The organism is Thioalkalivibrio sp. ALE14 (assembly GCF_000376845.1).
Lineage (GTDB): Bacteria > Pseudomonadota > Gammaproteobacteria > Ectothiorhodospirales > Ectothiorhodospiraceae > Thioalkalivibrio.
The window spans coordinates 14,406-38,638 of the sequence record NZ_AQXY01000025.1; the positions used below are offsets into that span (position 1 = coordinate 14,406).

General features: G+C 66.9%; 26 protein-coding genes. 11 read left to right on the forward strand and 15 right to left on the reverse strand.

What is annotated here, in order from left to right; genetic code table 11:
- Window positions 1-31 precede the first annotated feature (31 nt).
- From F572_RS0105140 to scpB, 4 genes are read left to right on the forward strand one after another with little or no spacing between them, the layout of a single operon-like run.
- Window positions 32-1,399, forward strand: coding sequence for a DUF945 family protein (locus F572_RS0105140; protein WP_017941211.1), 1,368 nt, complete (start codon window positions 32-34; stop codon window positions 1,397-1,399).
- Window positions 1,400-1,453: 54 nt separating this feature from the next.
- Window positions 1,454-2,674, forward strand: coding sequence for a tryptophan--tRNA ligase (locus F572_RS0105145; protein WP_026142932.1), 1,221 nt, complete (start codon window positions 1,454-1,456; stop codon window positions 2,672-2,674).
- A gap of 3 nt (window positions 2,675-2,677) precedes the next feature.
- The gene (locus tag F572_RS0105150) at window positions 2,678-3,547 is read left to right on the forward strand and encodes a ScpA family protein (RefSeq protein ID WP_017941209.1); all 870 of its coding nucleotides are present in this window, start codon (window positions 2,678-2,680) and stop codon (window positions 3,545-3,547) included.
- Window positions 3,544-4,257 (forward strand): SMC-Scp complex subunit ScpB, encoded by a 714-nt coding sequence (gene scpB / locus F572_RS0105155; protein WP_017941208.1) that lies wholly within the window; start codon window positions 3,544-3,546, stop codon window positions 4,255-4,257. The genes F572_RS0105150 and scpB overlap by 4 nt, the downstream gene beginning before the upstream one ends.
- A 2-nt stretch (window positions 4,258-4,259) precedes the next feature.
- On the opposite strand, the gene F572_RS0105160 is transcribed toward scpB, so the two are convergent.
- Window positions 4,260-4,997, reverse strand: coding sequence for an FKBP-type peptidyl-prolyl cis-trans isomerase (locus tag F572_RS0105160; RefSeq protein WP_017941207.1), 738 nt, complete (start codon window positions 4,995-4,997; stop codon window positions 4,260-4,262).
- A 332-nt stretch (window positions 4,998-5,329) separates the two neighbouring features.
- On the opposite strand from F572_RS0105160, the gene F572_RS0105165 reads away from it, so the two are divergent.
- Both F572_RS0105165 and F572_RS0105170 read left to right on the forward strand, forming a co-directional pair.
- Entirely contained in the window at window positions 5,330-6,661 is a 1,332-nt protein-coding gene (locus F572_RS0105165) for a sulfite oxidase (RefSeq protein WP_017941206.1), read from the forward strand.
- 9 nt (window positions 6,662-6,670) lie between these two features.
- Window positions 6,671-6,997 carry a hypothetical protein gene (locus tag F572_RS0105170; protein WP_017941205.1) on the forward strand — a complete coding sequence of 109 codons (327 nt, stop codon included), beginning with the start codon at window positions 6,671-6,673 and terminating at the stop codon, window positions 6,995-6,997.
- Between the two features lie 87 nt (window positions 6,998-7,084).
- On the opposite strand, the gene rlmKL is transcribed toward F572_RS0105170, so the two are convergent.
- The 6 genes from rlmKL to F572_RS0105200 form a co-directional block, all read right to left on the reverse strand.
- A complete protein-coding gene (gene rlmKL, locus F572_RS0105175; RefSeq protein WP_017941204.1) occupies window positions 7,085-9,307 on the reverse strand; it encodes a bifunctional 23S rRNA (guanine(2069)-N(7))-methyltransferase RlmK/23S rRNA (guanine(2445)-N(2))-methyltransferase RlmL in 2,223 nt (740 codons plus the stop codon).
- A gap of 63 nt (window positions 9,308-9,370) precedes the next feature.
- Complete coding sequence (locus F572_RS0105180) at window positions 9,371-10,156, reverse strand: ABC transporter permease (RefSeq protein WP_017941203.1); 786 nt, start codon at window positions 10,154-10,156, stop codon at window positions 9,371-9,373.
- A 4-nt stretch (window positions 10,157-10,160) separates the two neighbouring features.
- The gene (locus F572_RS0105185; protein ID WP_026142930.1) at window positions 10,161-11,066 is read right to left on the reverse strand and encodes an ABC transporter ATP-binding protein; all 906 of its coding nucleotides are present in this window, start codon (window positions 11,064-11,066) and stop codon (window positions 10,161-10,163) included.
- 135 nt (window positions 11,067-11,201) lie between these two features.
- Window positions 11,202-11,648: a DsrE family protein gene (locus tag F572_RS0105190; protein WP_017941201.1), complete on the reverse strand. Its 447-nt coding sequence runs from the start codon at window positions 11,646-11,648 to the stop codon at window positions 11,202-11,204.
- Window positions 11,649-11,878: 230 nt separating this feature from the next.
- Complete coding sequence (locus F572_RS0105195; RefSeq protein ID WP_017941200.1) at window positions 11,879-12,325, reverse strand: DsrE family protein; 447 nt, start codon at window positions 12,323-12,325, stop codon at window positions 11,879-11,881.
- Window positions 12,326-12,522: 197 nt separating this feature from the next.
- Window positions 12,523-13,383 (reverse strand): DMT family transporter, encoded by an 861-nt coding sequence (locus F572_RS0105200; RefSeq protein ID WP_017941199.1) that lies wholly within the window; start codon window positions 13,381-13,383, stop codon window positions 12,523-12,525.
- Window positions 13,384-13,459: 76 nt separating this feature from the next.
- Here F572_RS0105200 and F572_RS0105205 point away from each other — a divergent pair, with 76 nt between their 5' ends.
- Window positions 13,460-14,368, forward strand: a complete 909-nt coding sequence (locus F572_RS0105205) for an NAD(P)-dependent oxidoreductase (protein ID WP_017941198.1) — start codon at window positions 13,460-13,462, stop codon at window positions 14,366-14,368.
- A 6-nt stretch (window positions 14,369-14,374) separates the two neighbouring features.
- On the opposite strand, the gene F572_RS0105210 is transcribed toward F572_RS0105205, so the two are convergent.
- The 3 genes from F572_RS0105210 to F572_RS0105220 form a co-directional block, all read right to left on the reverse strand.
- On the reverse strand, window positions 14,375-15,676 hold the full coding sequence (locus F572_RS0105210) for an NRAMP family divalent metal transporter (RefSeq protein WP_017941197.1): 1,302 nt from the start codon (window positions 15,674-15,676) through the stop codon (window positions 14,375-14,377).
- A complete protein-coding gene (locus F572_RS0105215) occupies window positions 15,673-17,208 on the reverse strand; it encodes a GGDEF domain-containing protein (RefSeq protein ID WP_017941196.1) in 1,536 nt (511 codons plus the stop codon). The genes F572_RS0105210 and F572_RS0105215 overlap by 4 nt, the downstream gene beginning before the upstream one ends.
- 109 nt (window positions 17,209-17,317) lie before the next feature.
- The gene (locus tag F572_RS0105220) at window positions 17,318-17,551 is read right to left on the reverse strand and encodes an ATP-binding protein (protein WP_026142929.1); all 234 of its coding nucleotides are present in this window, start codon (window positions 17,549-17,551) and stop codon (window positions 17,318-17,320) included.
- A gap of 141 nt (window positions 17,552-17,692) precedes the next feature.
- On the opposite strand from F572_RS0105220, the gene F572_RS0105225 reads away from it, so the two are divergent.
- The 4 genes from F572_RS0105225 to F572_RS0105240 all read left to right on the forward strand — a co-directional run bounded on the left by F572_RS0105225 (window position 17,693) and on the right by F572_RS0105240 (window position 21,087).
- Window positions 17,693-19,012 (forward strand): rhodanese-like domain-containing protein, encoded by a 1,320-nt coding sequence (locus F572_RS0105225; protein ID WP_017941194.1) that lies wholly within the window; start codon window positions 17,693-17,695, stop codon window positions 19,010-19,012.
- Window positions 19,013-19,383: 371 nt separating this feature from the next.
- Window positions 19,384-19,995 carry a TetR/AcrR family transcriptional regulator gene (locus F572_RS0105230; protein ID WP_017941193.1) on the forward strand — a complete coding sequence of 204 codons (612 nt, stop codon included), beginning with the start codon at window positions 19,384-19,386 and terminating at the stop codon, window positions 19,993-19,995.
- 30 nt (window positions 19,996-20,025) lie between these two features.
- Entirely contained in the window at window positions 20,026-20,517 is a 492-nt protein-coding gene (locus tag F572_RS0105235; RefSeq protein ID WP_017941192.1) for a DsrE family protein, read from the forward strand.
- 69 nt (window positions 20,518-20,586) lie between these two features.
- Complete coding sequence (locus F572_RS0105240; protein ID WP_026142928.1) at window positions 20,587-21,087, forward strand: DsrE family protein; 501 nt, start codon at window positions 20,587-20,589, stop codon at window positions 21,085-21,087.
- Window positions 21,088-21,168: 81 nt separating this feature from the next.
- Here the strand turns inward: F572_RS0105240 and F572_RS0105245 are convergent, their stop codons facing one another.
- From F572_RS0105245 to F572_RS0105265, 5 genes are all read right to left on the reverse strand, one after another.
- Window positions 21,169-21,936 (reverse strand): ABC transporter permease, encoded by a 768-nt coding sequence (locus tag F572_RS0105245; protein ID WP_017941190.1) that lies wholly within the window; start codon window positions 21,934-21,936, stop codon window positions 21,169-21,171.
- The gene (locus F572_RS0105250) at window positions 21,933-22,901 is read right to left on the reverse strand and encodes a daunorubicin resistance protein DrrA family ABC transporter ATP-binding protein (RefSeq protein WP_017941189.1); all 969 of its coding nucleotides are present in this window, start codon (window positions 22,899-22,901) and stop codon (window positions 21,933-21,935) included. Before F572_RS0105250 ends, F572_RS0105245 begins: the two co-directional genes overlap by 4 nt.
- Before the next feature lie 68 nt (window positions 22,902-22,969).
- On the reverse strand, window positions 22,970-23,380 hold the full coding sequence (gene mscL / locus F572_RS0105255; protein WP_017941188.1) for a large-conductance mechanosensitive channel protein MscL: 411 nt from the start codon (window positions 23,378-23,380) through the stop codon (window positions 22,970-22,972).
- A gap of 79 nt (window positions 23,381-23,459) precedes the next feature.
- Window positions 23,460-23,807, reverse strand: coding sequence for an antibiotic biosynthesis monooxygenase (locus tag F572_RS0105260; RefSeq protein ID WP_017941187.1), 348 nt, complete (start codon window positions 23,805-23,807; stop codon window positions 23,460-23,462).
- Between the two features lie 77 nt (window positions 23,808-23,884).
- Window positions 23,885-24,187 carry a DUF3817 domain-containing protein gene (locus F572_RS0105265; RefSeq protein ID WP_017941186.1) on the reverse strand — a complete coding sequence of 101 codons (303 nt, stop codon included), beginning with the start codon at window positions 24,185-24,187 and terminating at the stop codon, window positions 23,885-23,887.
- Between the last annotated feature and the right edge of the window lie 46 nt (window positions 24,188-24,233).

Consider the following 24,233-nt stretch of genomic DNA (forward strand, 5'->3'; position numbering starts at 1 on the left):
GCACGGCGCGGCACAGCCGCAGGGAGGCGCAATGCGTAAGTGGGTGGTTCTGGCAGTGGTCGTGCTGGCGGTGGCCGCCGTGTGGCCGGTGGTGGTCGGCAAGCAGGTGGAAGGCACCGTCGCCGGGATGCACGAGGCCCAGCTGGGCGAGGTGCATCTGCGCCACGAGATGCTCGAATACGAGCGCGGCTACCTGGGGGCCAGTGGCCGCAGCCGGCTGACCCTCGAGGACGCCGACGGCCGTTTCGAGATCCCCCTGGTGCACGAGGTTCGCCATGGCCTGCTGGGGGCGCGTGGCGACTCGTTCGTGGATCTGGACACCCTGGCGGCACCGGCCGATTCGCTGATTGGGCACCTGCTGCGCTCGCTGGATCTGCAGGTGCATTCGCGCTCGGGGATCGGCGGTGGCGTGACCACGCGCGTCGCGTTCGACGACCTGCGCATGGACCTGATGAGTGTGCCCGAAGTGGCCGAACAGGCCGCTGCGGTGGACGGCCCGGTGTGGCTCGATCTGGCCGCGGGCCAGGGGCGTTTCGCCTGGTCGGCCGAGCAGATCCTGGTCAGCCTGGACCTGCCCGAGCTGCGGCTGTCCGACGACGAATTCACCTGGGACGCGCGTGATGCCCGCTATGCCACCGTCTTCGAGGCCGACGCCGACGGGGTCTTCGGACGCTTGCCGGACTACGAGGGTGGCCTGGCGGCCTCCGTGGTCGAACTGCGCGAAGGCGAGGCCACGCGACTGCGGGTCGAGCGCCCGCGTCTGGATGCCTTCCAGCAAACGAACAACGACCGCATGGATTCGCGCGTGCGCCTGCAGATCGACCACGCGCGCATGGATGACGGCGCCGGGGATGCCCTGACGCTGACGGCCCTGGACCTGCAGGCCGGCATCCTGCGCTGGGACCGCCCCAGCCTGTTGCGGCTGATTGGCGAACTGGAGTCGATGGAGGCGCGCGGCATCGAGGGCGAGCAGCGCAACGCCCTGATCGGTTCGGCGATGATCGATGCGCTGGGCGGGATGATCGAACACCGCCCGGCGATCGAGCTCAAGGCCTCGCTCAACGAGGAGCCGCCGCGCCAGTTCGCGCTGGATGCCGAGCTGGGCCTGCACGGGACGCAGCAGACCTTCGCCACCCGACCGCTGGAGACCCTGCGGCTGGACAGCGAGTTGCGTCTCGGGCTGGAATGGGTGGCCGAGTTCGACGCCGCCTATCCCGATATCGACCTGGATGCGCAGCTGCATGCCCTGGCCGCGGATGGCTGGGTCCGTCGCGATGCCGAGGCCGGATACTGGCACGGCACCCTGGCGATGGCGGATGGCCGGGTGCGCGTCAACGACGTGGATCGCACAGCGATGCTGCTGGCCATGCTGTTCGCCTTCTCCGGCGGCATGTTCTGAGACGACTGACCGGGCGTGGCTGCGCCCGTATTTGCGAAGGAAGGGATTGATTCCGTGAGCAGTAATCAGGGTAGCAACCAGCGTGTCCTCTCCGGCATGCGTCCCACCGGGCGCCTGCATCTGGGCCATTACCACGGCGTGCTGAAGAACTGGATCGAGCTGCAGCACAATTACGAGTGCTTCTTCTTCGTCGCTGACTGGCATGCGCTGACCACCCATTACGATGATCCCGGCGATCTCCAGCACTATGTTACGGAGATGGTGATCGACTGGCTGGCCGCGGGCGTGAGTCCAGGCTCGGCCACGCTGTTCGTCCAGTCACGGGTGCCGGAACATGCGGAGTTGCACCTGTTGCTGTCGATGATCACGCCGCTCGGCTGGCTGGAGCGCGTGCCGACCTGGAAGGACCAGCAGGAGCAGCTGCGCGAGAAGGACCTGGCGACCTACGGCTTCCTCGGCTATCCGGTACTGCAAAGCGCCGACGTGCTGGCCTACCGCGCTGGTCTCGTCCCGGTGGGCGAGGATCAGGTGTCGCATCTCGAGGTCACGCGCGAGATCGCGCGACGCTTCAACCACCTCTATGGGCGCGAGCCGGGCTTCGCCGAGAAGGCCGAGGCGGCCGCCGACAAGATGGGCAAGAAGGCCGCCAAGCGTTATCGCGACCTGCGCAAGCGTTTCCAGGAGCAGGGCGAGGATGAGGCCCTGGAGGTCGCCCGGGCTATGCTCGAGTCGCAGCAGAACATCTCCCTGGGCGATCGCGAACGCCTGTTCGGCTACCTCGAGGGGGGTGGCAAGATCATCCTGCCGGAGCCGCAGGCGCGCCTGACGCCGGCCTCGAAGATGCCCGGGCTGGACGGGCGCAAGATGTCCAAGAGCTACGGCAACACCATCAGCCTGCGCACCGAGCCGGCCGAGGTGGAGAGCCTGATCCGAACCATGCCCACGGACCCGGCGCGGGTGCGGCGTACCGATCCGGGCGATCCGGACAAGTGCCCGGTCTGGGACCTGCACAAGGTCTACACCAGCGAGAGCCAGCGCGAAGAACTCTACGCCGGATGCACCACGGCCGGCATCGGCTGCCTCGACTGCAAGCGTCCGCTGATCGAGGCGGTGCAGGCGGAACTGGAGCCGATCCAGCAGCGGGCGAAGGAATACGCCGAGGATCCGGCGCTGGTGCGCTCCATCATCGTCGAGGGGTCCGAGGCGGCCCGCGAGGAGGCCCGCGAGACGCTGGAGGAAGTGCGCCGGGCGATGGGACTGGACTACCTGCGATGAGTCATGGACACGCGCGATGAACTGAACGCCGTCTCCGACCCGCCCGCGACCGCGGAGACCGGCGCGGACGGGGAGGTGCTCTATCGCGTGCATGGCGAGCCGGTGGCCGAACTGCCCGCCGACCTCTACATCCCGCCCGATGCCCTGGAGGTCTTCCTCGACTCCTTCGAGGGGCCCCTGGACCTGCTGCTGTACCTGATCCGGCGGCAGAACCTCGACATCCTGGCGATCCCCATCGCCGAGATCACCCGCCAGTACATGGCCTACATCGAGGTAATGCGGGCCCTTCGCCTGGAGTTGGCTGGCGAGTACCTGGTGATGGCCGCGCTGCTGGCCGAGATCAAGTCGCGCATGCTGCTGCCGCGGCCGAAGGAGGCCGAGACGGACGAGGACGCCGACCCGCGCATGGCCCTGATCCGCCAGTTACAGGAGTACGAGCAGTTCAAGACCGCGGCCGAGCGCCTGGACGCCCTGCCGCGCATGGATCGCGACGTGTTCGCCGCCGGTGCCAGCGTCGAGGCCCTTGAGGGGCCGCCGCCCCCGGGGCCGACGATGGACGAGCTGATGGAGGCCCTGGCCGCGGTGATGCACCGCGCCAGCCTGATGGCGCACCACCATGTCTCCACCGAGCAGTTGTCGGTGCGCGAGCGCATGTCCAGCATCCTCGACAGCCTGCACCCGGAGCGCTTCACCGACTTCGTGGCCCTGCTGCTGGCGGCCGAGGGGCGCCAGGGGGTGGTGGTATCGTTCCTCGCGGTGCTGGAGTTGACCAAGGCGGGCCTGATCGAGTGGGGGCAGAGCGAACCCTACAGCCCGATCCGGCTGCGCCGGCGCGGGACACCTGTGGACGACGAAGGGGGAGAATCGGCGTGAGCGAATCGACGGGTTCCGGGGTCCAGGCACCCTCCGCGGCCACGGATGACGACCAGGTACGGGCCGTCGAGCTGGCGGTCGAGGCGGTACTGTTCGCGGCGGCCGAACCGGTGGAACCCCGTGACCTGAAGGCGGCCTGCGAGGACATGGGTGAGGTCGACCAGGCGTTGCTCGAGCAGGCACTGGGCCGGTTGCAGGAACGCTACCAGGATCGTGCCATCGAGCTGGTGCGCTCCGCGGGTGGCTACCGCTTCCGCGTACGCTCGCGCTTCTCCGCGACGGTGCAGGCCGCGCAGCCGGAACGCCCGGCGCGCCTGTCGCGGGCGCTGCTGGAGACCCTCGCCATCATTGCCTACCGCCAGCCGGTTACGCGTGCCGAGATCGAGGCGGTGCGCGGCGTCGCCGTCAGCTCGGGGATCATGCGCACGCTGCAGGAGCGGGAATGGGTGCGTGTGGTGGGGCACAAGGAGGTGCCGGGCCGACCCGCGCTGTACGCGACCACCCGCGGTTTTCTCGACGACCTGGGCCTCAAGCGCCTGGAGGACCTGCCGCCGCTGGACCAGATCCGCGACCTGGCGGACGTGGCCTCGGATGCCGGGCTGAGCCTGACGCCGCCGGAGACCGACGAAGACGCCGGTCCGGGCACGAACCAGCGGCTGGAGCTCGACGTCGCCGGCCCGGAGCCGGCACCCCCTACGCGGTCAAGCTGAGTTCAGCACTGGGCCGTTTCGGCCGTCTCCGGGCAGTCATGCTGCACCAGGCGGTCGTCCGCCAGCCATTCCATGATGCCGTCGGTCACGTTGTAGATGTTCTCGTAGCCGAGGCCGTCCGCCAGGGCGCGGGCGAGGGCGCCGGTGCGGTTGCCGACCCGGCAGATCAGCACGACTTCCTCATCGGGCTTGACCAGTTCCGTGAACTGCCGGCCGAAATCCGGATGGAGCTCGCCGTTCTCGTCGAAGGCGGTGATTCGATGGCTGCCCTCGATCACGCCGGTCTCGGCCCACTCGTCCGGGCGGCGGATATCCACGATGGTCGCGCCCTCGGCAATCTTCTCGGCCAGGCCCTCGTTGTCCAGGCCACTGAACGGCGCGCGTTCGACGTCGAGGATCTCCACCTCGAAGCGCAGGGTCGCGTTGGACGGGATGATGTTGCCGGCCCCACGCTCGCCATAGCCCAGTTCGGGCGGAATGACGATCTCCCGCTTGCCGCCCTCGCGCATGCCCATCACGCCCTGCTCGAAGCCGGGGATGACCTGGCCCGTGCCGATGGTCAGCGCGAACGGGGCGCCGGATTCGCGGCTCGAGTCGAACACGGTGCCATCCTCCTCCAGACGGCCGGTGTAATGGAGGATCGCCGTGTCGTGGCGAACGATCTCTGGACCCTCGCCACGTTCAACCTCGTGAATCTCGATGGAAGCGGCCGATTCCGCGCTGGCCGTTCCTGCTGTCATTAGCGCCCCACCCAGGGCGGTCGAGAATATAACAACGGCGGCATATGCGAAACGATGAATATCGGTTTTCATTATGTAGCGTCCTCTAATATTAAAGGATTTCGATAACCCTTTAATGTCAGCCGGTTGGGGGTTCTTTTGATGGCGGCATTCTACACCGTATTACCCGGTCCGAATACAGGCGTTAGAAGCGGTATTCTGGATTGTGTAAAAAAATACCGAACTTTTATTGCAGGCTTTTAGGGGATGTACTAAAACCATATTCAGCTGTCCCAGGGAGAGAGGGACAGCACATGCAATTTTGTTCCGAAGAACAACCCGGAGGCTGGCCAATGACTGACCAAAAGAACGATCGTTCCGAGATGAACGACAAGTCCGAAGAAGAGCTCAAGGAAACCGGGGAGCTGACCGATACGGGTGCCGCCCGCCGGAGTTTCCTGGGCAAACTGGGCAAGGGCGGCGCCGCCCTCGCCGTGTTCGGCATGGGCGCGGAAACCGCCATGCAGACCATGTTCAACCGCAGCACGCTGTCCAGCGCCGTGGCCGCCGGCATCGAGGGCTTCAGCGTTCCGGGCAAGGTGGATGGCTTCATCTATCTCAATGACCGCCCGATCAACGGCGAACTGCCGCCGCACCTGCTGCACGACGAGGTGACCCCGTTCCCCAATATGTTCATCCGCAACAACGGCGTTCCGCCGGCGAAGGATGGCATTGATCCCTCGCAGTGGACGCTGACCGTGAGCGGCGAGGCGGCCAACCGCGAGGTGACCTACTCGATCGACGATCTGAAGAACAAGTTCGAAAACGTCGAAATGCAGATCTGGATCGAGTGCGGCGGCAACGGTCGTGCCGCGTTCGAGCCGTCCCCGCGTGGCAACCAGTGGGACCTCGGCGCGATCGGCTGCCCGACCTGGACCGGCGTGCGCCTGCGTGACGTACTGGAAGATGTCGGTTACGACAAGGACAAGGCCGTCTACATCGGCTACAAGGCGGGTGATGCCCACCTGAGCGGCCGCGACGACCTGGATGCGATCTCCCGCGGTTGCCCGATGCGCAAGGCGGTGGAAGACGAGACCCTGATTGTCTGGGCGATGAACGGCGAGGATATCCCCGAGCAGCACGGCTATCCGCTGCGCCTGATCACCCCGGGATTCCCGGGCTCCGCGAGCGGCAAGTGGCTGCAGGGCATCCTGATCCGTGACCGCGAGCACGACGGGGCCAAGATGACGGGCCAGAGCTACCGCGTCCCGGCCTATCCGGTCGAAGCCGGAGCCGACGTGCCGGAAGAGGATATGGTGGTCCTCGAGGAGATGCCGGTGAAATCGCTCATCACCTCGCCGCAGACCGGGGTCCGTGTGTCGCAGGGCGACGGTCTGAAGGTCGAGGGCAAGGCCTGGGACGGCTGGGGTGATGTCGAGGAGCTGCACGTGTCCATCGACCATGGCCAGACTTGGCAGAAGGCCGATCTCCAGCGGCCGGTCAACAAGTTTGCCTGGCAGCTCTGGGAGGCCAACATCGAGTTCCCGACCACCGGTTTCTACCAGGTCTGGGCGGTGGCGACCAACAGCAAGGGCGAGCGCCAGCCGATGGTGCTGCCGGGCTGGAACCCGCGTGGTTACGGCAACAACAAGGCCCACCACATCGATGTCCACGTAGAAGCCTAAGGAGCTGTAATGAAGTCGAAGAGGGTCCTGCTGCTGCCGGCCATCCTCGGCCTCCTCTGGGTGGCGCCCGCGACTGCGGGCGACCACGTCGAGGCCGCCGAGGAATACGAGACCGATCCGGAAACCAGCCTGATCAAAGCGCCGGGTTTCGAGACGGTCAAGAACAATTGCACCGTGTGCCATTCCGCCCGTTTGTTTACGGGGCGAGGTTACACGCGCAAGGTCTGGCTGGAACAGATTCGCTGGATGCAGGACAGCCAGGGGCTCTGGGAGTTTCCACCAGAAATGGAGGAAGAGATCCTGGACTACCTGGAGACCTACTACCCACCGCGCTGATCGCTGCACGGTGATGACGAAACGCCCCGGCTGGTCCGGGGCGTTTTTTTTGGTTTGCGGGTTGGCCGACCCGCGCCGTTGAAACCGCTATCCGCCGTGGGTGGGTGTGAGGGCCCAGCAGCGGTGGGGGGGTGGCGGGCGGCGGAAGTCTTCGTCGAGGGTCTCGCGGGTGATGTCGCGGGCATCGAGACCGGTCAGCGCGGCGTGGTCCAGCTCGAAGCGGCGGCGATTGGTGGAGAAGTAGAGCACGCCGTCCGGGGTGAGCAAGCGCGCCGCGGCCAGGATCAACTGGACATGGTCGCGCTGCACCTCGAAGTCGTCCTCGGTGCGCTTGGAGTTGGAGAAGGTTGGCGGGTCGAGGAAGATCCGCTCGAAGACCATGCCCGGGGTCTCCGCGGCCCCTTCCAGCCAGCGAACCACGTCCTCGCGCAGCAGGGCGTGGGTGCCGGGCAGGCGGCGGCTGCGGCCATCGCGGATCTCGGCCTCCAGGCCGTTGGCGCGGAAATTGGCCTCGGCCCATTCCAGGTAGGTGTTGGACAGGTCCACGGACACGGTCTGGCGTGCCCCGCCGACCGCCGCATGCACGCTGACCGCGGCGGTGTAGCAGAACAGGTTCAGCAGGCGCAGGCCGCGGCATTCCTGCTGCAGCCGCAGCCGCATCGGGCGGTGGTCGAGGAACAGCCCGGAGTCCAGGTAGGCGTCCAGGTCCACCCGCAGGCGGCAGCCGTGTTCGACCACGGTGAAGGGTGCGGCCTCGGCGGTTTCGGCGCGCTGGTACTGCGAGCGTCCCTTTTGTGCCCGGCGCTGCTTGTAGTGCAGGTGCGCGGGTTCGACGCCGGTGACCTCCAGGGTGGCGGCCAGCGCGCCGCGCAGGCGGGCCTCGGCCCGGGCGGGCTCGACGCTGGCGGGGGCGGCGAACTCCTGCACGTGCAGGTGCACGGTGCCGTCTTCCGCCTCGTAGCGGTCGATCTGCAGGGGGTATTCCGCCAGATCCGAGTCGTACAGGCGATAGCAGGTGATGCCCTGACGCCGCGCCCAGCGGGTCAGGTGGCGCAGGTTCTTCTGCAGCCGGTTGGCGAAGTCCGGCGCCGGTGCGGCCGCCGGCGCGTCGCGCTGATGGATCTCGAACTGGAGCAGGTGGCAGGCGAGGGTGCCGTTGTAGAAGCGGTGCTTGTGGCTGGCACGCAGGCCCAGGCGCTGCGAGTCGGTCGTGTCCGCCACCAGCAGGGCGATATGCCAGCCGCCAAAGGTGCTGCGTAGACGCTCGCCCAGCAGGCTGTAGAGCTTGATCAGTTCCGGGGTGTTGCCGATGCGCTCGCCGTAGGGCGGGTTGCTGACCAGCATGCCGTGGTCGGCCGGGGGCGCCAGGGTCAGGGCATCGGCCTGCTCGAAGCGCGTGCAGTCGCGCACGCCGGCGGCCTGGGCCGCCTTGCGGGCGGCGGCCACCGCCCCCCGGTCGCGGTCGCTGCCCAGCAGCGGCGGGCCCTCCCAGGGGCGCACCGCGTCACGCGCCTCGGCCACGCAGCGGTCCCAGAGCCCGGCATCGTGGCCGGACCAGCCGTGGGGGCGAAAACCCTCGCGCAGCAGGCCGGGGGCGGTATGAGTGGCCATCAGGGCGGCCTCGATCACCAGGGTGCCGCTGCCGCAGAAGGGGTCGAGGAACTGCGCGTCGGGATGGGTCTCCAGGTGTTCCGGCCAGCCGGCACGCATCAGCAGCGCGGCGGCGAGGTTTTCGCGCAGCGGGGCCTCGCCGCCGCTGCCGCGATAGCCGCGACGGTGCAGGCCACCATTGCCGAGGTCCAGGCTGATCTGGGCCTGTCGGCCCTGCAGTTGCAGCAGCACGCGCACGTCCGGATCGGCGGCGTCCACGTCGGGGCGTTCCCCGGTGGCGTCGCGGAAGGCATCGGCGATGCCGTCCTTTACGCGCACCCCGGCGAAATGGGTATGCCCGATGTGCGAACTCTTGCCGGTCACATCCACCGCAAAGGTGGCGTCGAGGTCGAACAGGGCGGGCCAGTCCAGCGCCCGGCTGGCGACGTAGCAGGCATCGCCGTCGGGTTCGTCGAAGCGCGCCAGCGGCAGCAGGATGCGGCTGGCCACGCGGCTGCCGAGCAGGCAGCGGTACAGCGTGGTCAGGTCCGCACGGAAATGGACGCCGGCGCGGTCCTCGAGCAGGTCGGTTGCGCCGATGCCCTCCAACTCGCGCGCGACCAGCGGCGCCAGCCCCCCGGCGGCGGTCGCCAGATACTCGCGGGTGTCGGCCGTCGCGTCATACGGGGCGATCGGGGCGCCGGGGGCGGGTTCGGTCATGACGGGCTCGGGCAGACTGGAAGGCCGGTTATTCTGGCACAACCGGGTGCCGGAGCGACGGCCTCAGCGCAGCAGGCGGCGGCGGATCAGCCAGGTGGCCAGCACGATGGCACCGAGGCCATAGGCGGTGATCACGGCCAGATGCGGGAGCCAGGCGTCCGGCCAGGCGCCGGTCATCAGCGGGCGCACGATCTCCAGCACATGCGCCAGCGGCAGGGCCAGTGCGAGGCCCTGCACCCAGCCGGGCAGCTCGGTGAGCGGGAAGAACACGCCCGAGAGCAGCAGCATCGGTGTCACCGCCAGGGTGAAGTAGTAGAGGAAGAAGTCATAGCTGCGCGCCAGCGCGGTGATCACCAGGGCCAGCGCGCCGAAGGTGAACGCGGCGAGGAAGATTACCGGCAGTGCGAGCAGCGCCCGGGCATCGCTGACCAGCCCCAGCAGGCTGGCGACGACCAGGATGGTAATGGCACTGATCAGGCCCTTGGTCGCCGCCCAGACGGCCTCGGCGAAGACGATGTCGTCCAGGGTCAGGGGCGTGGCCAGCATGCCCAGCCAGGTGTTCTGCTCCGCCATGCGGGTGTAGGCGGAATACATGCCCTCGAAGCTCGCGGTAAACATCGCGGAGGAGCAGATGATGCCGGAGGCGATGAACACCATGTAGCGCATGCCGTCGAGATCGCCCACCAGGCTGCCGAAGCCGTAGCCAAAGGCCAGCAGGTACAGGATCGGCTCGCCGAAGTTGCCGAGCATCGACGGCACGATCAGCTTGCGCCAGACCAGCAGGTTGCGCCGCCAGACCGCAACGAAGCGCAGGCTGGGGCGGGGCAGGACGGGATGGTCGCCGGGCATGGGCTCAGTCCCTCAGCTCGTGGCCGGTGAGTTTCAGGAAGACGTCTTCCAGATCCGCCTCACGCAGGGTGGACTCGCGACCCAGGGCGCGCAGGCGTTCGCGCAGCCGCTCGGGCTCCGCGGTGTAGACCAGCCAGGTGTCGGCGACCTGGTGGGCGCGATCCTTCGGGCCCAGTTCGCGCTCCAGCAGCTGGCCCGCGTCGGCGCCGCCCACGGTCAGCACCCAGGGCTCGATGTGCTCGGCAATCAGGCGGCTGGGGGCATCGCAGGCAATGATTCGGCCGTGGTCAATGATCGCGATGCGGTCGCACAGTTCCTCGGCCTCTTCCATGTAGTGCGTGGTGAGTACCAGGGTCACACCGGATGCGCGCAACTGACGCAGTTGCCGCCACAGGTGGTGGCGCGCCTGCGGGTCGAGGCCGGTGGTGGGTTCGTCCAGGACGACGACCTCCGGCTCGTTGATCAGGGCGCGCGCCAGGGTCAGACGCCGCTTCATGCCCCCGGACAGGGCATCGATACGGGCGCCGCGCTTGTCGTTCAGGTTGACCTGCTCCAGCAGCCGGTCGATGCGCGCCTCCACCGTCGGCCCGGACAGGCCGAAGTAGGCGGCGTAGGTGCGCATGTTCTCGATCACCGTGAAGTCGGGGTCGAGGGTGTCGAACTGGGGCACGATGCCCAGGCGTTCCCGGACCGCGCGCTCGCCCTCGGGCATCGGCAGGCCGAGGACCTCGACCTGTCCGCCGTCGATCGGGGTCATGCCCAGCAGCATGCGCAGGGTGGTGGTCTTGCCGGCCCCGTTGGGCCCCAGCAGGCCGAAGAACTCGCCCGGCGCGATTTCGAGGTCCACGCCGTCGACGACCGCCAGGCCGTCGTATGCCTTGTACAGTTGCTGGATGGAGATGGCGGACACGGCAGGACCCGGGGCGGATGGCGAGTGCATACCATACCGGTTCGTGGCAGTGCCCCCAATGTCCCGATCCGGTGCCATGAAAAAGGCCCGGATCGCGAGATCCGGGCCTCCCTGGGGATGGATGGCGCGTCGCGGTTACGGCTTGCTGTAGGTGTAGCCCTGGTGCTGCAGCCAGGAGATGTGGGCCACGCCGCTGGGGATCACGTCGTCCTCGGAGGCATCGAACAGCTCCTCCAGGGCGATATTGCGTCCGCGCAGGGTGTTCGCGCAGATCTGGAACTCCACGTTCTGCATCTTCAGGTTTTCGATGCGACCACGCAGGTTCTCGTTGGTGTTGGCGGTGCGCAGCAGGCCGAGACCGTCGCCGTGCATCACGACCTTGATCTCCATGTTCTCGGCGCCGACGGCGTTGATGTGATTCTGGATATTGCCCATGGCACCCATGTAGCGCCGCTCGTCGTCATAATTCACGTGGTAGACGACCTTGTGGGTGCCGTAGTCGAAATCGCTCGCGGCGACCAGACCGGGGAGGCTCAGTACCATTGCGAGCAGGACGGGAAGGATCAGTTTCATTGCGTTCATTGCACAGGTTCCTCCTGACACAATAACGAACCCGGGCGGGTTTGCAGTACGCCTCGGGGCCTTGCGCCGGGGTTGGCGCGCTGCGATCGGGGACTTCTCGGGGAAGGCGATCGGCAGTTATCTATAAGACGCGTTGCGTATGCGTCTATTCCCGCCGGGAGGCACGATAAAAAGAAAAGGGCCCGGGAAATCCCGGGCCCAAAAAGACCACCAAAGGAGGAAGGGGTGGTTTACGGCTTGCTGTAGGTGTAGCCCTGCTGCTGCAGGTAGGAGATATGGGCCACGCCGCTCGGGATGATGTCGGCCTCGGTGGCATCGTAAAGGTCGTTTTCGATGTCATAGCCACGGCCGCGAACGGTGTTCGCGCAGACCTGGAAGTCGACGTTCTGCATCTTCAGGTTGTCGATCGAACCCTTCAGGTTCTCGTTCTCCAGCGCGTGAGCCAGAAGCGACAGGCCATTGCCGTGCATCACGACCTTGATGTCCATGTTGTCGGCGCCGACGGCGTTGATGTGATTCTGGATGTTGCGCAGCATGCCGGTCTGGCGGTTTTCGTTGTCATAGTTCACGTGATAGACGACCTTGTGGTGGCCGTAGTCGAAATCACTGGCGGACACAGCGCCCGGAAGGACGAAAGCGGCCGCCATGGCCAGCGAAAGAAGGAAGCGCTTTTTCATGGTCGAACTCCTGCATTGGTTCCCGTGTGTTTGATTTCGATATGCCCGGGGCATATGTCGCGCTGCTAGCAGCGACCGGATCCGGTGACGGGCATCCGTGCCTGCGGTATCCGGTTACAGGGTAGGACGGGAACCCTGTGTGATTATTCCGCTCGAATGGACAATAAGCGTTTGATCATAAGTAGGAAATCAGAATATTAGGGAGTGGTGGTTCGTGCGCTCCTTGTGGCGTGCGCGGCCAGGGTGAGCAGTACCAGGCCACCAGCGAACAATGTGAGCATGCCGGGGGCCTCGGCCAGGAACAGCCAGACCCAGAGGGTGCCGAATACTGCTTCCAGCACCAGGAACAGGGCCACCTCCCCGGCGGCCAGGAAGCGGGTCGACAGGGCGATCAGGGTCAGTGCCAGCGGAAGCTGGATCAGGCCCATGATGGCGAGGATCGCAAGGCTGTCGAGCCCGACCGCGAGGGGCGTTGCCAGGGGCCAGGCGATGACCGCGGCCATGAATCCGCCGGCCGCGATCACGGCCAGTCGGTCTACCCGGGGCGAGCGGCGCAGCAGGGTCAGGTTGATGCCCACCACCAGCGCCGCCAACAGGGCGAGGCCGTCACCCAGCCAGCCACCGCCCTCCAGCGACCCGGCAAATACGCCGATGATCCCGCCGAGACAGATCAGCATGGCGATCCAGGTCCGCGGGGGGACCCACTCCTTCAGCAGCAGACCCGAAAACGCGGCCGCGAACAGTGGCGAGGCGGCCAGGATGACCACCACATTGGCGACCGTGGTGTGCAGGATAGCGAGCACAAACAGGATGGTGGTCGCCGCGAACCCGGCCGCGACCCAGCCGGCATCACGCCCGCCCAGCCGCAGGTGAGTCCAGGCCCAGCGGCCGTCGAGGATGCGCAGCAGCAGGGTCAGCGCCAGGGCCATCAGCAGCCCGCGCCAGAAGACGATGTCCATGCCCTGGGTGTCGGCCAGCCGCACCAGCAGTCCGTCGAAGCTGAGCGCCATCACGCCGGTAAAGGCGAGTAGCGAGCCGGTCAGGTGTTCGCGTTGCATGATCCGGTTCACCCTCCATGTGCCGCTTTTGCAGCGGGGTTGTTACAGTGCATGGGTACCGTTTTCGGAGTGCCGTATGTCCGCATCCCAGATCCCGCCCGAACTGCAGCCGATCGGGGCCATTGGCATCGGTATCATGGGGGCACCCATGAACCGCAACCTCCTCGCCGCCGGGGCCGATGTCCAGGTCTGGGCGCGACGGCCGGAGACGGCGGAAGCACTCGCGCAGGATGGCGCGCAGCCGTGCGCGAGCCTCCCGGAGCTGGTTCGCGGCGTGCGGGTGCTGGTGCTGAATGTCTCCGATACGCCGGACGTGGAGGCGCTGATGCTGGGCCCGGATGGCATCCTGGAGCACGCCCGTCCCGGCCTGATCGTGATCGACCACAGCACCATCGACCCGATGCGTACCCGTGCCATTGCCCGCGCGGCTGCCGAGCGCGAGGTGACCTTCGTGGACGCCCCGGTGTCCGGTGGCGAGCCGGGCGCCCGGACCGGGACGCTGAGCCTGATGGTAGGCGGACCGGCCGCGGTGGTCGAGTCGCTGCGGCCGATCTTCGACGTGGTGGGGTCGACCCTGACCCACGTCGGCGAAAGCGGGGCGGGCCAGATCGCCAAGGCCTGCAATCAATTGGTGGTGGGCGAGACCCTGGTGGCGGTGGGCGAGGCCTTCGCCCTGGCCGAGCAGTCCGGCGTCGACCCGGCGCGGGTGCGCGAGGCGCTAATGGGGGGCTTTGCCAGTTCGCGCATCCTGGAGGTGCACGGGCAGCGGCTGCTGGACGGCGACTTCGAGCCGGGTTTTCAGATCGGCTTGTATCACAAGGATCTGGGCATCATCGCCGACCTGAGCCGCGACCTCGGGCTGGCGACGGAGGGCCTGAAGCCGGTTCGGCAGGCCGTGGATGCCGCGCTGGAGGCCGGACAGGCCCGGCATGATGTGTCGATTCTGGCCCGCTTTTGCGTGCGCGCCGGCGAATCATCCTCCTGAGACCGGTCAGAGCACGAAGCGCCAGACCAGCCAGGCGATCGAGAACCCCGCCAGGAACACGATCCCGGCCCACGCCAGGGCGCGCAGGCCGGGGCCCGGCTTCGCGGCGTCCGGCACGTCGGGCGACATCACCGCGCGGAAGGTCAGCCAGGCGAGGATCGGCGCCGACAGGAACGACAGCGTGGTCGCGATATCGACAAAGCGCGTGAACTGGTCCCCGGCGAGCCAGATCAGGGTCAGCGCCCCGGCCGCGACGACCAGAAGGGCGACGCGATAGCCCCACCAGTCCAGTCCGCGCTCGGCCCTGGCGGGGGCCTCCATGTCCTGCATCGAGTGGCCGTTCTCCCGCAGGGCGCGGATGATGGCCATGATCACCCGGGGGTAGGCGTCGGTCACGGCCAGCGTTGTGGAGAACATGGTCGTCAGTGCCGCGATGGCGATGAGCGTCCGGCTCCACTCGCCCAGGCTCTGGGCATAGAGATCCACCAGTTGGGCCGAGAACGCGGCCGCCCCCGGTGCAAAGCCGATACCCGTGCCGTACATCAGCAACGCCCCCAGCAGCATAAACGCGAGCGCCAGCAGGGTGGCCCCGAGGTAGCCCAGGCGGAAATCGAACACGGCCTCGCGCACGCTCGGGTGGTGGCCGGTCAGGCGGGCGCGTTCCTGGGTCCAGACCGAGTGCCAGGCCGCGACGTCCAGCGGGATCGGCATCCAGCCGAGCAGGGCCAGCACGAAGGCGAAGCCGGCCAGGGTCCACAGGCTCGACCACTCCGGCGCGCCGGAGAGGGTCTGCCAGTCCGGGGCCTCCTGGAAGGCCAGGGCCACCGCGACCACGGTCGACACGCTGAGGGCGGCCATGATGATCTTCATGCCCAGATCCAGGCCCTTGTAGGCCTCGACCATCAGGAAGACGATGCAGGCCGCCAGGATCAGGGCGGAGAGCACGACCATGGACAGGTCCAGCCCGAACACCAGCGCGAACAGGCCCGCGGTGGTCAGGGTCACCACGGCCTGGATGATGAACAGGGTGCCCAGGGTCACGGCGATGTAGAGCCCCAGGGCCCAGTTGCCGAGGCGGTGGTAGCCAGTGAGCAGGTTATGCCCGGTGGCCGCCGCATAGCGCGGACCGAACTCCAGGAAGGGGTACTTGAACAGGCAGGCCAGCAGCACGATCGGGATCAGCAGCAGCCCGTATTCGGCACCGCCGCGGGTGGCCTGGACCAGGTGTGAGACCCCGACGGCCGCCCCGGCCATCAGCAGGCCGGGGCCGATCGCAGCGCGCAGCGAGGCAAGGGTGGATGCGGTCATGAATCAGTGTTTCCTTGACGGGTTGTGGTGCTCCCGGAGTCCGGCAGGGCGCGAGTGCTGGCGATTATGACCCGGTTGCGACCGCTGTTCTTGGCGGCATAGAGGGCCTGATCGGCTCGCCCCAGCAACGAGTCCATGGAGTCACCCGGGCGGAAGCGGGCAATGCCGGCCGAGCAGGTCTGGCCGTGAGGCATCGCGCTGCGCAGGCGTTCCAGCACGCCGCGGGCGTCCTCGGCATCAACGTCGGGGAACACGACGACGAACTCCTCGCCGCCGAAGCGTGCCAGCAGATCGGTGGGGCGCAGGATGGCGCGCCAGGCCTGCACCATATCGCGGAGCAGGGCATCGCCGGCGGCATGGCCATGGGTGTCGTTGTACCGCTTGAAATGGTCGACATCCAGGAAGGCCAGGCTGAGCGGCCCCTCGTTGCGTTCAGCCCTGGCGATTTCGCGGTCCAGCTGTTCTTCCAGATGGCGGCGATTGCCGGCCCCGGTCAGGGGATCGCTGCGCGACAGGCGTTCCAGTCGCCGGGTCAGGGTGTGGGTTTCGCGGAGCAGTCCGGCCATGCGGTACATCACCAGCAGGAACAGGAGAATGGAGGCGATGGCCGCGATGCGGATCACTTCGGTTTCGCTCCCGGCGGTCACCAGGATCACCATGGGTACCAGGATCGATGCCGCCCCCAGGACCAGGAGGCGACGCCCGGAGAGTTCGGCGTGGGTGGCGTGTGTCTGTGGCTCCACCCTTCCGGACGGGTGCCAGACGGCCGCGACGATCAGGGAGTAGGAAAGGAGCCAGATGGCATCCGTCAGCCCGCCCGGGCTGTACCACCCGGTGGAGTTGCCGTGCGCGTACAGCAGATCGGCGGCCAGGTAGGCCAGCATGCCCAGCAGCAGGAAGCTGTGGCTCGTGATGCCGGTCCGGTGCAGGAACACCAGGCGCAGGACGAGCGGCAGCAGGAGCAGGTCCGCGACCGGATATCCGGCAGACACCAGCAATTGCAGGCGGGTCAGATCGGGGTCGTCGGTGTACGGGGCGATCAGCAGGGCCCAGCCGAGTACCGCGGCCGAGATGCCTACGATCAGGGCATCCACCAGGGCGCCGTCGTCGCGTGCGGTGCGGCCTCCCAGTTGCCAGAGGGCTACGGCAAAAAGCGGGTACACGGACAGGTAAAAGATGTCTGCGACCGACGGGAAGGGTTCCAGGCCCTGCAGGTCCAGCCAGTACCAGATGCCGTGGCCGATGGCCGCCAGCGCCAGGGCGATGGCGATCAGGGCCCAGGCGGTCGTGGCGAAGGGGCGTGGCGGACGCAGGATGGCGATGGTGGTAACCGCCGCGGCGCCTGCGGTAATGAGTACGTACAGGCTGCTGGCAAGCAGGCCATAGGGCAGCGCGACATAGGCCATGGCCAGCACCAGGCCGAGGCCCAGGAGTGCCAGCCAGCGATTCGACTGCGACAAGAGTGCGCCTCGCCGTGTGCTGCCGGCCGCGGCAGGCGCGTCCTCACGCTGGATTTCGTCCCATTCCCCCATTGGCCGAATGGTGGCAGACCAATGGCGGGTTGTCTCGCTTGTCGGATGGCGAGCACGCGGGCCCACACGGGCGGGGCTGCCCGTGTGAGTCGGTTCTGTCAGAAGACCCCTACAGGCCGATCAGTTCCGCGTGTACGCCGGAAGCGGTCACGGTGTCCAGCAGCTTGCGGCTGGACACCCGCTCGGGGTCGTATTCCACCACCATCAGGTGCGGCCGTTCGTCATGACTGGAGGCGGCCATCACGCCGGGCAGGCCGCGCAGGGTGTCCTGGATGCGTTCGCGGGCCGCGTGATCGGTGTTTTCATCGATGTGGATGGTGACATCCGCCATATGAGTGCTCATCAGGGGCTCCTTCGGCCGTCATTGGGCCGTGTGCCTTCACCCTGAATATAGACGCTGCAGGAACGGTCTCAAGCCACCCGCCTGGCCGCCGCCGTTGTGGGGGACTATGGTGGGGGGATGGAGTCAAACCGGAGAATCACCATGCGAGCGATCTGGCTGGGGCTGGCCCTTGCCGCGTTGGGCACCAACGCCGTGCAGGCCGACGAACTGACGGGCGATGCGCTGCTGGAGGCGGCGAACGCCGAGATCCGCAATATCGACAAGGAAGGGTTGCAGGCGCTGATCGCCAACGAGCCGGATCATGTGGTGATCGACGTGCGTACCCGCAACGAGATCGACCACACCGGCGGGCAGATCCGCTCCAGCGAGACGCTGAACATCCCGCGGGGCTGGATCGAGTTCGAGGTGCCCGGCGAGATCCCGGACAAGGACACGCCGATCGTCGTCTACTGCGGCCAGAACCTGCGCAGCGTGGCCGCCGCGCAGACCCTGCAGCAGATGGGCTACACCAACGTGCAGAACTACCCCGGCGGTTTCTTCGAGTGGAAAGACGCGGGTCTGCCGCTGTATGTACTGGACAAGGCGCGCGACTCGTTCCTCTACGACCGCCCGCAGGAGGTAACCGAAGGTGTGTGGTCCGCGATTGGCGCAACCCAGCCCTCCACCTACGAGAACTCCGGCCACAACAACAACCTGTCATTCATTATCACGGATGACGGCGTGGTGGTGATGAATGCCAGCGACAACTACCTGCTGGCCCAGTCGCTGCATCAGGAGATCAGGAAGATCACCGATCAGCCGGTGAAGTATGTGGTGCTCGAGAATGCCCAGGGTCACGCGATGCTGGGCATGACCTACTGGCAGGAGCAGGGCGCCACGGTCATCGCGCACCAGGACGCCTGGCGCGAGATCGAGGCGAATGGCCAGGCCAGCCTGGAGGGGGCCGCGAACCGCACCCGCGACAAGGCGTTCATGACCGAGCTGGGGACGCCGGATGTCACCTTCGCCACGCGCCTGGACCTGGAGTTGGGCGGCGAGATCATCCAGATCCGCTATCTCGGGCCGGGCCACGCGCCGGGTGATATCGCGATCTGGGCGCCCGAGCGCAAGGCCCTGATTACCGGGGACCTGGCCTTCCATCAGCGCATGCTGCCGATCTTCGAGTACACCGATACCGCCGGGTGGATCGAGACCTGGCACGAACTGGAGGCCTTGGAGGCCGAGTACATCATCCCCGGGCACGGCGAGCCGGTGAACGACTTCGACGTGCTGCGCCGCTACACCCACGATTATCTCGTGTACCTGCGCGAGGAGGTCCAGCGCATCCTCGACGAGGGCGGCACGCTGAACGATGCCTACAACATCGACCAGACCGCCTACCGCCACCTGGACACCTACGGCGAGCTGCATCGCCAGAACGCCGGCCGCGTGTTCCGCGCCATGGAGTTCGAGGACTTCTGAATCCCAATGCGGAGCGTCCGGGTCCCTCGCCTGTGGGAAGCCAGCCCCTGCCGACAGGGCGCTGGCAAGGCCTCAATCGCCGAGAGGGCTCGGCTCCTACGGGTCTGGAGCCAGCGTTTGTAGGAGGCCAGCCCCCTGGCCGATGCGGCGCTTGCACAACCGCAATCGGCCGGAAGCCCGGGCTCTTGTAAGGGCGAGGGTGTACGTTGATCGGCATTTCCCTGGGAAGTACACCGCGGGAAGTACACCGCGTACGTGAAGGTCGGTTGTGCGGCAAATGGGTCCTGGCGAGAAGCCAGTGCCGGGTCGCGTATGGCATTTCCCGTATCTTCGCGCTAAATTAGAACGAACGTTCGGTTCGGTTTTGGGCCATGACAGAAAACCCTGGGCAATCCGTGCGCGGCGCCGCGCTGCGCAAACTGGTACTGGATACCGCGCTCGAGCGGTTCAGCCGGGATGGCTATTTCAATACCTCCATCCATGACATCCGTCGCCAGGCCGGGGTCTCCATCGGCTCGATCTATCACCACTTCGGCAACAAGGAGGCGCTGGCCAAGGCGCTGTACGACGAACTGCTGCAACGCATGGATGCCGGCCTGGCCGAGGTGATGGAGCGCGAGAGCGATTGCCGCGCGCGCTGCGACGGGATCATCGCGTTCATGTTCCGGGCCGCCGCCGAGGCCCCGCAGACGATGCGTTTCGTGCTCGAGGCGCGCCACCGCGAGTTCCTGCCGGATGAGCCGCCCGTGTGTTCCTCGCAGCCGTTCCAGCGCATGCGCGAGTGCATCGAGCAGGGCATTCAGAACGGCGAAGTTCGCCCGATGGAGGTACCCGTGGCCGCCACCGCCGCGTTCGGCGGCGCGATCCGCCTGTTGCACCTGCACCTCGACGGTGTCCTGGAGCAACCGCTGGCGCACTACCTGGCCGAGACGCAGGAGGCCGCCTGGCGCGCCATTGTCATGACCCCCGCGGACAACCCGTAACCCCGCTTCCACCACGAAGGAGAGCCCCCCATGAAGATCGTTGCATCCCTGTTCCTGCTGCTGGCCCTGTCCCTGACCACCCTGAGTGTCCACGCCGACGCCCCCACCGATGCGCTTGCCCTGGAGGGCGTCGAGCAGGGCCGGGTCGTGTTCGACCTCAACAACACCGACCCGGAGATGCTCGCCCTGTACCTGATGGTGATCCGCGAGACGCATGAAGACCTGACCGATCAGGGTGTGGAGCCGGACATGATCCTCGCCTTTCGCGGCCGGGCGGTGACCATGGTCAGCGAGGATCGCGATCGCTTCGAGCTGACCGAATTCGACCACCTGGACACGATCGAAGACCACATCGCCGCGCTCAGGGAGAAGGGCGTGCGCATGGAATCCTGTTCCGTGGCCACCCGCCTGTTCGGCGTCGAGCACGGCGATCTGCTGCCCGGCATCGAGCCGGTGCGCAACACCTTCGTCTCCCTGACCGGCTATCAGGCCCAGGGCTACGCAGTCATTCCGATCTACTGAGTCCGCTTGATTCGGACACCGAGTCCGGGACCCGAACAACCGGACCTTTATCACCCAAGGAGATTACCCATGCGAAATCGAATGCTGATCCTGTTGCTCGCCCTGCTGCTTCCGTTCGGCCTGGCCTCCACGGCGAGCGCCGAGGGCCTGGACAACCGCGAGGCGACCCAGGGCATCGAGACGATGCGGGCGGTGTACGACATGCGCAAGTCCGATCCCAACGTGATGCTGGCCTACCTGCGCGGCATCGCCACCAACCACGAGAATCTGATCAAGGAGGGCGTGGAGCCGGACCTGCGCATGGTCTTCATCGCCGAGGCGGTGAAGTTCATCACCACCGACCCCGAGCCGGAGATCGCCATCGACCACGGCGACACCCTCGAGGAGATCGCGAAGGCGGTGGACCGGCTCGACGAGCTGGGCGTGAAAATGGAAGTCTGTGCGGCCGCGACCCGCGCCTACGGGGTCGATAACGACACGGTACTGGACCCGATCCAGCCAGTACGCAGCGGCTTTATCGCAGTGATGGGCTATCAGAACCAGGGCTACGCGCTGGTACCGGTCTACTGACCGCGGAATCGCCTGATACGGGGCCTGCCGGGCCGTCGCGCAAAGCGGCGGCCTTTTTTGTGTTAGGGCCCCGGCAAAGGCTCAGCCGCGCGCCAGCCGGCGGTTGAGTGCGTAGACCGACAACGGCGCGAAGACCAGGGCGATGCCGAGCGCCCAGGCCAGCGACCACAGGGCCGGCTCCAGGGCCGGTCCGTCGGCATTCATCAGGGCGCGGGCGGCATCTGCCAGCAGCGAGACCGGGTTGGCCCGCACAAAGCCCTGCAACCAGGTCGGCATTGTGTCCACCGGCACGAAGGCGGAGCTGACGAAGGTGACCGGGAACAGCGCGGTGAAGCCGAAAAGCTGCACATGCTCCGGGTCGCGCGCGATCACGCCCACCAGCACCATCACCCAGGAAAAGGCCACCGCGAACGTCAGCACCAGCGCCACCATTGCCAGCAGATGGACCCAGGATGTCTCCAGACGAAAGCCCAGCAGAAAGCCGACGAACAGCAGCAGGGCGATGCACAGGAGCTGCTTCACCACGTCCGCCAGGATGCGTCCGGCCAGCGGGGCCCAGCGCGGGATGGGCAGGGCGCGGAAGCGGTCGAACACGCCGCGGGTCAGGTCGGTGTTCAGGCCGTGGCCAACGTACACCGTGACGAACAGCATGTTCATCACGATCACGCCCGGCAGCACGAACGCCAGGTAGTTCTCCGGCGAGCCGGCAATGGCCCCGCCGAACACGAACAGGAACAGCACCAGGAACAGGATCGGCTGGATGCTGTAATCGCCCAGTTCCCACGGGTTGCGGCGCACCTGTACCAGGCTGCGCCAGGCCAGTGCGAGGGTCTGGTCGAGGGCGTTCATGCGGCGTCCTCCTCCTCTCCTGGCTCTGCGCGGCTGGCGCCGCTGCGCCCGGTTAGGGACAGGAAGACATCGTCCAGGCTGGCCCCGCGCAGCCCCAGTTCCGCGACTTCGATCCCGGCGCTGTCCAGGTCACGCAGCACCGCGGGCAGCAGGGACGGGTCGGACACCGGAACGCTGATGGAATCGCCGTCCACCTGGGGCTGCGTGCCCACGATCCCGGCCACCCGGTTGCCGGCCGCAACGGCCTGTTCGGTGCGGGCCACCACCAGGAACAATGTGCGGCCTCCGACCCGTGCCTTCAGTTCCGCCGCTGTGCCCTCGGCGATCACATGGCCCTGATCCAGCACCACGATGGCATCGGCCAGGGCGTCAGCCTCCTCCAGGTACTGGGTGGTCAGCAGTACGGTGGTGCCGCCGGCCTGCAGTTGCCGCACGCGCTCCCACAGGTCGCGGCGGGCCCGTGGGTCGAGGCCGGTGGAGGGTTCGTCGAGAAACAGGATGCGCGGGCGCCCGACCAGGCTGGCGGCCAGGTCCAGCCGGCGCCGCATGCCCCCGGAGTAGGTCTGCGCGGGGCGCTGAGCGGCCTCGCGCAGGTCGAAATCCCTCAGCAACGCATCGGCGCGTGCCCGGGCGTAGCGGCGTTTCAGCCCCAGCAGGCGACCGATCAGAATCAGATTCTCGCGCCCGGTCAGCTTCTCGTCCACCGAGGCGTACTGGCCCGTCAGGCCGATGATTTCGCGTACCCGCGCGGCTTCGCGGACCACATCCAGGCCGCCTACACGGGCCATACCGGCCGTCGGGGCGAGCAGCGTGGCCAGCATGCGCACCACGGTGGTCTTGCCGGCCCCGTTCGGGCCGAGCAGGCCCAGGACCTGCCCGGAGGGTACCCGAAGGTCCACCCCATCCACGGCCCGGGTGGCGCCAAAGGCGCGAACCAGGCCTTCCACTTCAATGGCGTTGTCCAAACTCGTCTCCGGTTTGTATTCCCTTGCTAGGACGGTGTGTCGGGTCGCGCCGGTTCCGGGGGCGCCCCTCAGCTCTCCCGGCGCGTCTTTAGGAGGTCGCGGATCTCGGCCAGCAGCTTTTCCTCGTTGCTGGGGGCCGGGGGTTCCGCAGGCTTGGCCTCCTCCTTGCGCTGGAGGCGGGCAATCATCTTGATCGCGGCAAACACCACGGCGGCAATGATCAGGAAGTCCACCACGCGCTTGATAAACGTACCGTAATTGATCGTGACCGCCGCCACCCCGTTCTCCGCCTCGCGCAGCACGATCATCAGGTCGGAGAAATCGACCCCTCCGATCAGCAGCCCGATCGGCGGCATCACCACGTCCGATACCAGCGACGACACAATCTGACCAAACGCCAGCCCGATGATCACGCCGACGGCCATATCCACGACGTTACCGCGCGCCACAAACTGCTTGAACTCGTTCACGATGCCCATGCCCCGTCTCCATTCAGTGGGTAGCCCTGAAGCTATAGTCCAGCGCGGGGCCGTTGCGCGAAGAGCAGGGCGGGGAGCGTCAGTTTCCGTGTGTGCGGCGCGAGTCGTCCGGCGCCTGGGCGCGCTCGTGCATCCCGTAGTCGCGGACCACCTCGGCCACGCGCAGGCGGTAGTCGGCAAAGATGCCACCGCGCCCGGCGGCCTGTACCTGGCGGTGTTCCTCGAGGTTGCGCCATTCCCGCACGGCGGCCTCGTCCCGCCAGAAGGACAGCGACAGCACTTTGCCCGGCTGGCTGAGACTTTCAAAACGCTCGATGGAGATGAATCCGTCGACATCCTTCAGATGTTCGCGCAGGCTCGCGGCCGCATCCAGGTAGTCCTGCTTGCGTTCGGCGTGGGGCTCGACTTCAAAGATCACGGCAATCATGGCGGGCCTGCTAGCGGTGGCGTGGGTACGGATTAAACCACTTTTGCGGAGCCTTTCGGGGGGCGCGTGGCCGGACGTCAGGTGACCGCGGTGGCGCGCGACATGGTGGTTTCGCGGCGGATCAGGTGATCGACGTAGAGGAAGCCGAAGGGGACCACACCGAGAAACAGCACCAGCAGCCACTTCCACACCGGCCAGCCGCTTAGGTGGCTGGCGATCAGCGAGGCCGTGCCATAGAGGATGAACAGGATGCCGTGCACCCAACCGACATAGGTTACGGCCAGGGGCATGTCCGCGTAGGTGCGAAGCGGCATGGCGACGAACAGGAGGGTGATGAGCGACAGGCCCTCGAGGATGCTGATCAGGCGGAAGGGTTTCATGGGGAGAGGCCGCGAGACGGGGTAACGGCGCGCAGGGTAGCACGCG

Coding starts and splice junctions, on each gene's coding strand:
- F572_RS0105165 (WP_017941206.1), top strand. CDS start 5,330: ATGACTGACCAAAAGAACGATCGTTCCGAGATGAACGACAAGTCCGAA.
- F572_RS0105150 (WP_017941209.1), top strand. CDS start 2,678: ATGGACACGCGCGATGAACTGAACGCCGTCTCCGACCCGCCCGCGACC.
- F572_RS0105245 (WP_017941190.1), bottom strand. CDS start 21,936: ATGAACGCCCTCGACCAGACCCTCGCACTGGCCTGGCGCAGCCTGGTA.
- F572_RS0105160 (WP_017941207.1), bottom strand. CDS start 4,997: ATGACAGCAGGAACGGCCAGCGCGGAATCGGCCGCTTCCATCGAGATT.
- rlmKL (WP_017941204.1), bottom strand. CDS start 9,307: ATGACCGAACCCGCCCCCGGCGCCCCGATCGCCCCGTATGACGCGACG.
- F572_RS0105225 (WP_017941194.1), top strand. CDS start 17,693: ATGCGAGCGATCTGGCTGGGGCTGGCCCTTGCCGCGTTGGGCACCAAC.
- F572_RS0105170 (WP_017941205.1), top strand. CDS start 6,671: ATGAAGTCGAAGAGGGTCCTGCTGCTGCCGGCCATCCTCGGCCTCCTC.
- F572_RS0105260 (WP_017941187.1), bottom strand. CDS start 23,807: ATGATTGCCGTGATCTTTGAAGTCGAGCCCCACGCCGAACGCAAGCAG.
- F572_RS0105240 (WP_026142928.1), top strand. CDS start 20,587: ATGCGAAATCGAATGCTGATCCTGTTGCTCGCCCTGCTGCTTCCGTTC.
- F572_RS0105230 (WP_017941193.1), top strand. CDS start 19,384: ATGACAGAAAACCCTGGGCAATCCGTGCGCGGCGCCGCGCTGCGCAAA.
- F572_RS0105180 (WP_017941203.1), bottom strand. CDS start 10,156: ATGCCCGGCGACCATCCCGTCCTGCCCCGCCCCAGCCTGCGCTTCGTT.
- F572_RS0105210 (WP_017941197.1), bottom strand. CDS start 15,676: ATGACCGCATCCACCCTTGCCTCGCTGCGCGCTGCGATCGGCCCCGGC.
- mscL (WP_017941188.1), bottom strand. CDS start 23,380: ATGGGCATCGTGAACGAGTTCAAGCAGTTTGTGGCGCGCGGTAACGTC.
- F572_RS0105205 (WP_017941198.1), top strand. CDS start 13,460: ATGTCCGCATCCCAGATCCCGCCCGAACTGCAGCCGATCGGGGCCATT.
- F572_RS0105195 (WP_017941200.1), bottom strand. CDS start 12,325: ATGAAAAAGCGCTTCCTTCTTTCGCTGGCCATGGCGGCCGCTTTCGTC.
- F572_RS0105235 (WP_017941192.1), top strand. CDS start 20,026: ATGAAGATCGTTGCATCCCTGTTCCTGCTGCTGGCCCTGTCCCTGACC.
- F572_RS0105190 (WP_017941201.1), bottom strand. CDS start 11,648: ATGAACGCAATGAAACTGATCCTTCCCGTCCTGCTCGCAATGGTACTG.
- F572_RS0105265 (WP_017941186.1), bottom strand. CDS start 24,187: ATGAAACCCTTCCGCCTGATCAGCATCCTCGAGGGCCTGTCGCTCATC.
- F572_RS0105220 (WP_026142929.1), bottom strand. CDS start 17,551: ATGAGCACTCATATGGCGGATGTCACCATCCACATCGATGAAAACACC.
- F572_RS0105215 (WP_017941196.1), bottom strand. CDS start 17,208: ATGGGGGAATGGGACGAAATCCAGCGTGAGGACGCGCCTGCCGCGGCC.
- F572_RS0105200 (WP_017941199.1), bottom strand. CDS start 13,383: ATGCAACGCGAACACCTGACCGGCTCGCTACTCGCCTTTACCGGCGTG.
- F572_RS0105140 (WP_017941211.1), top strand. CDS start 32: ATGCGTAAGTGGGTGGTTCTGGCAGTGGTCGTGCTGGCGGTGGCCGCC.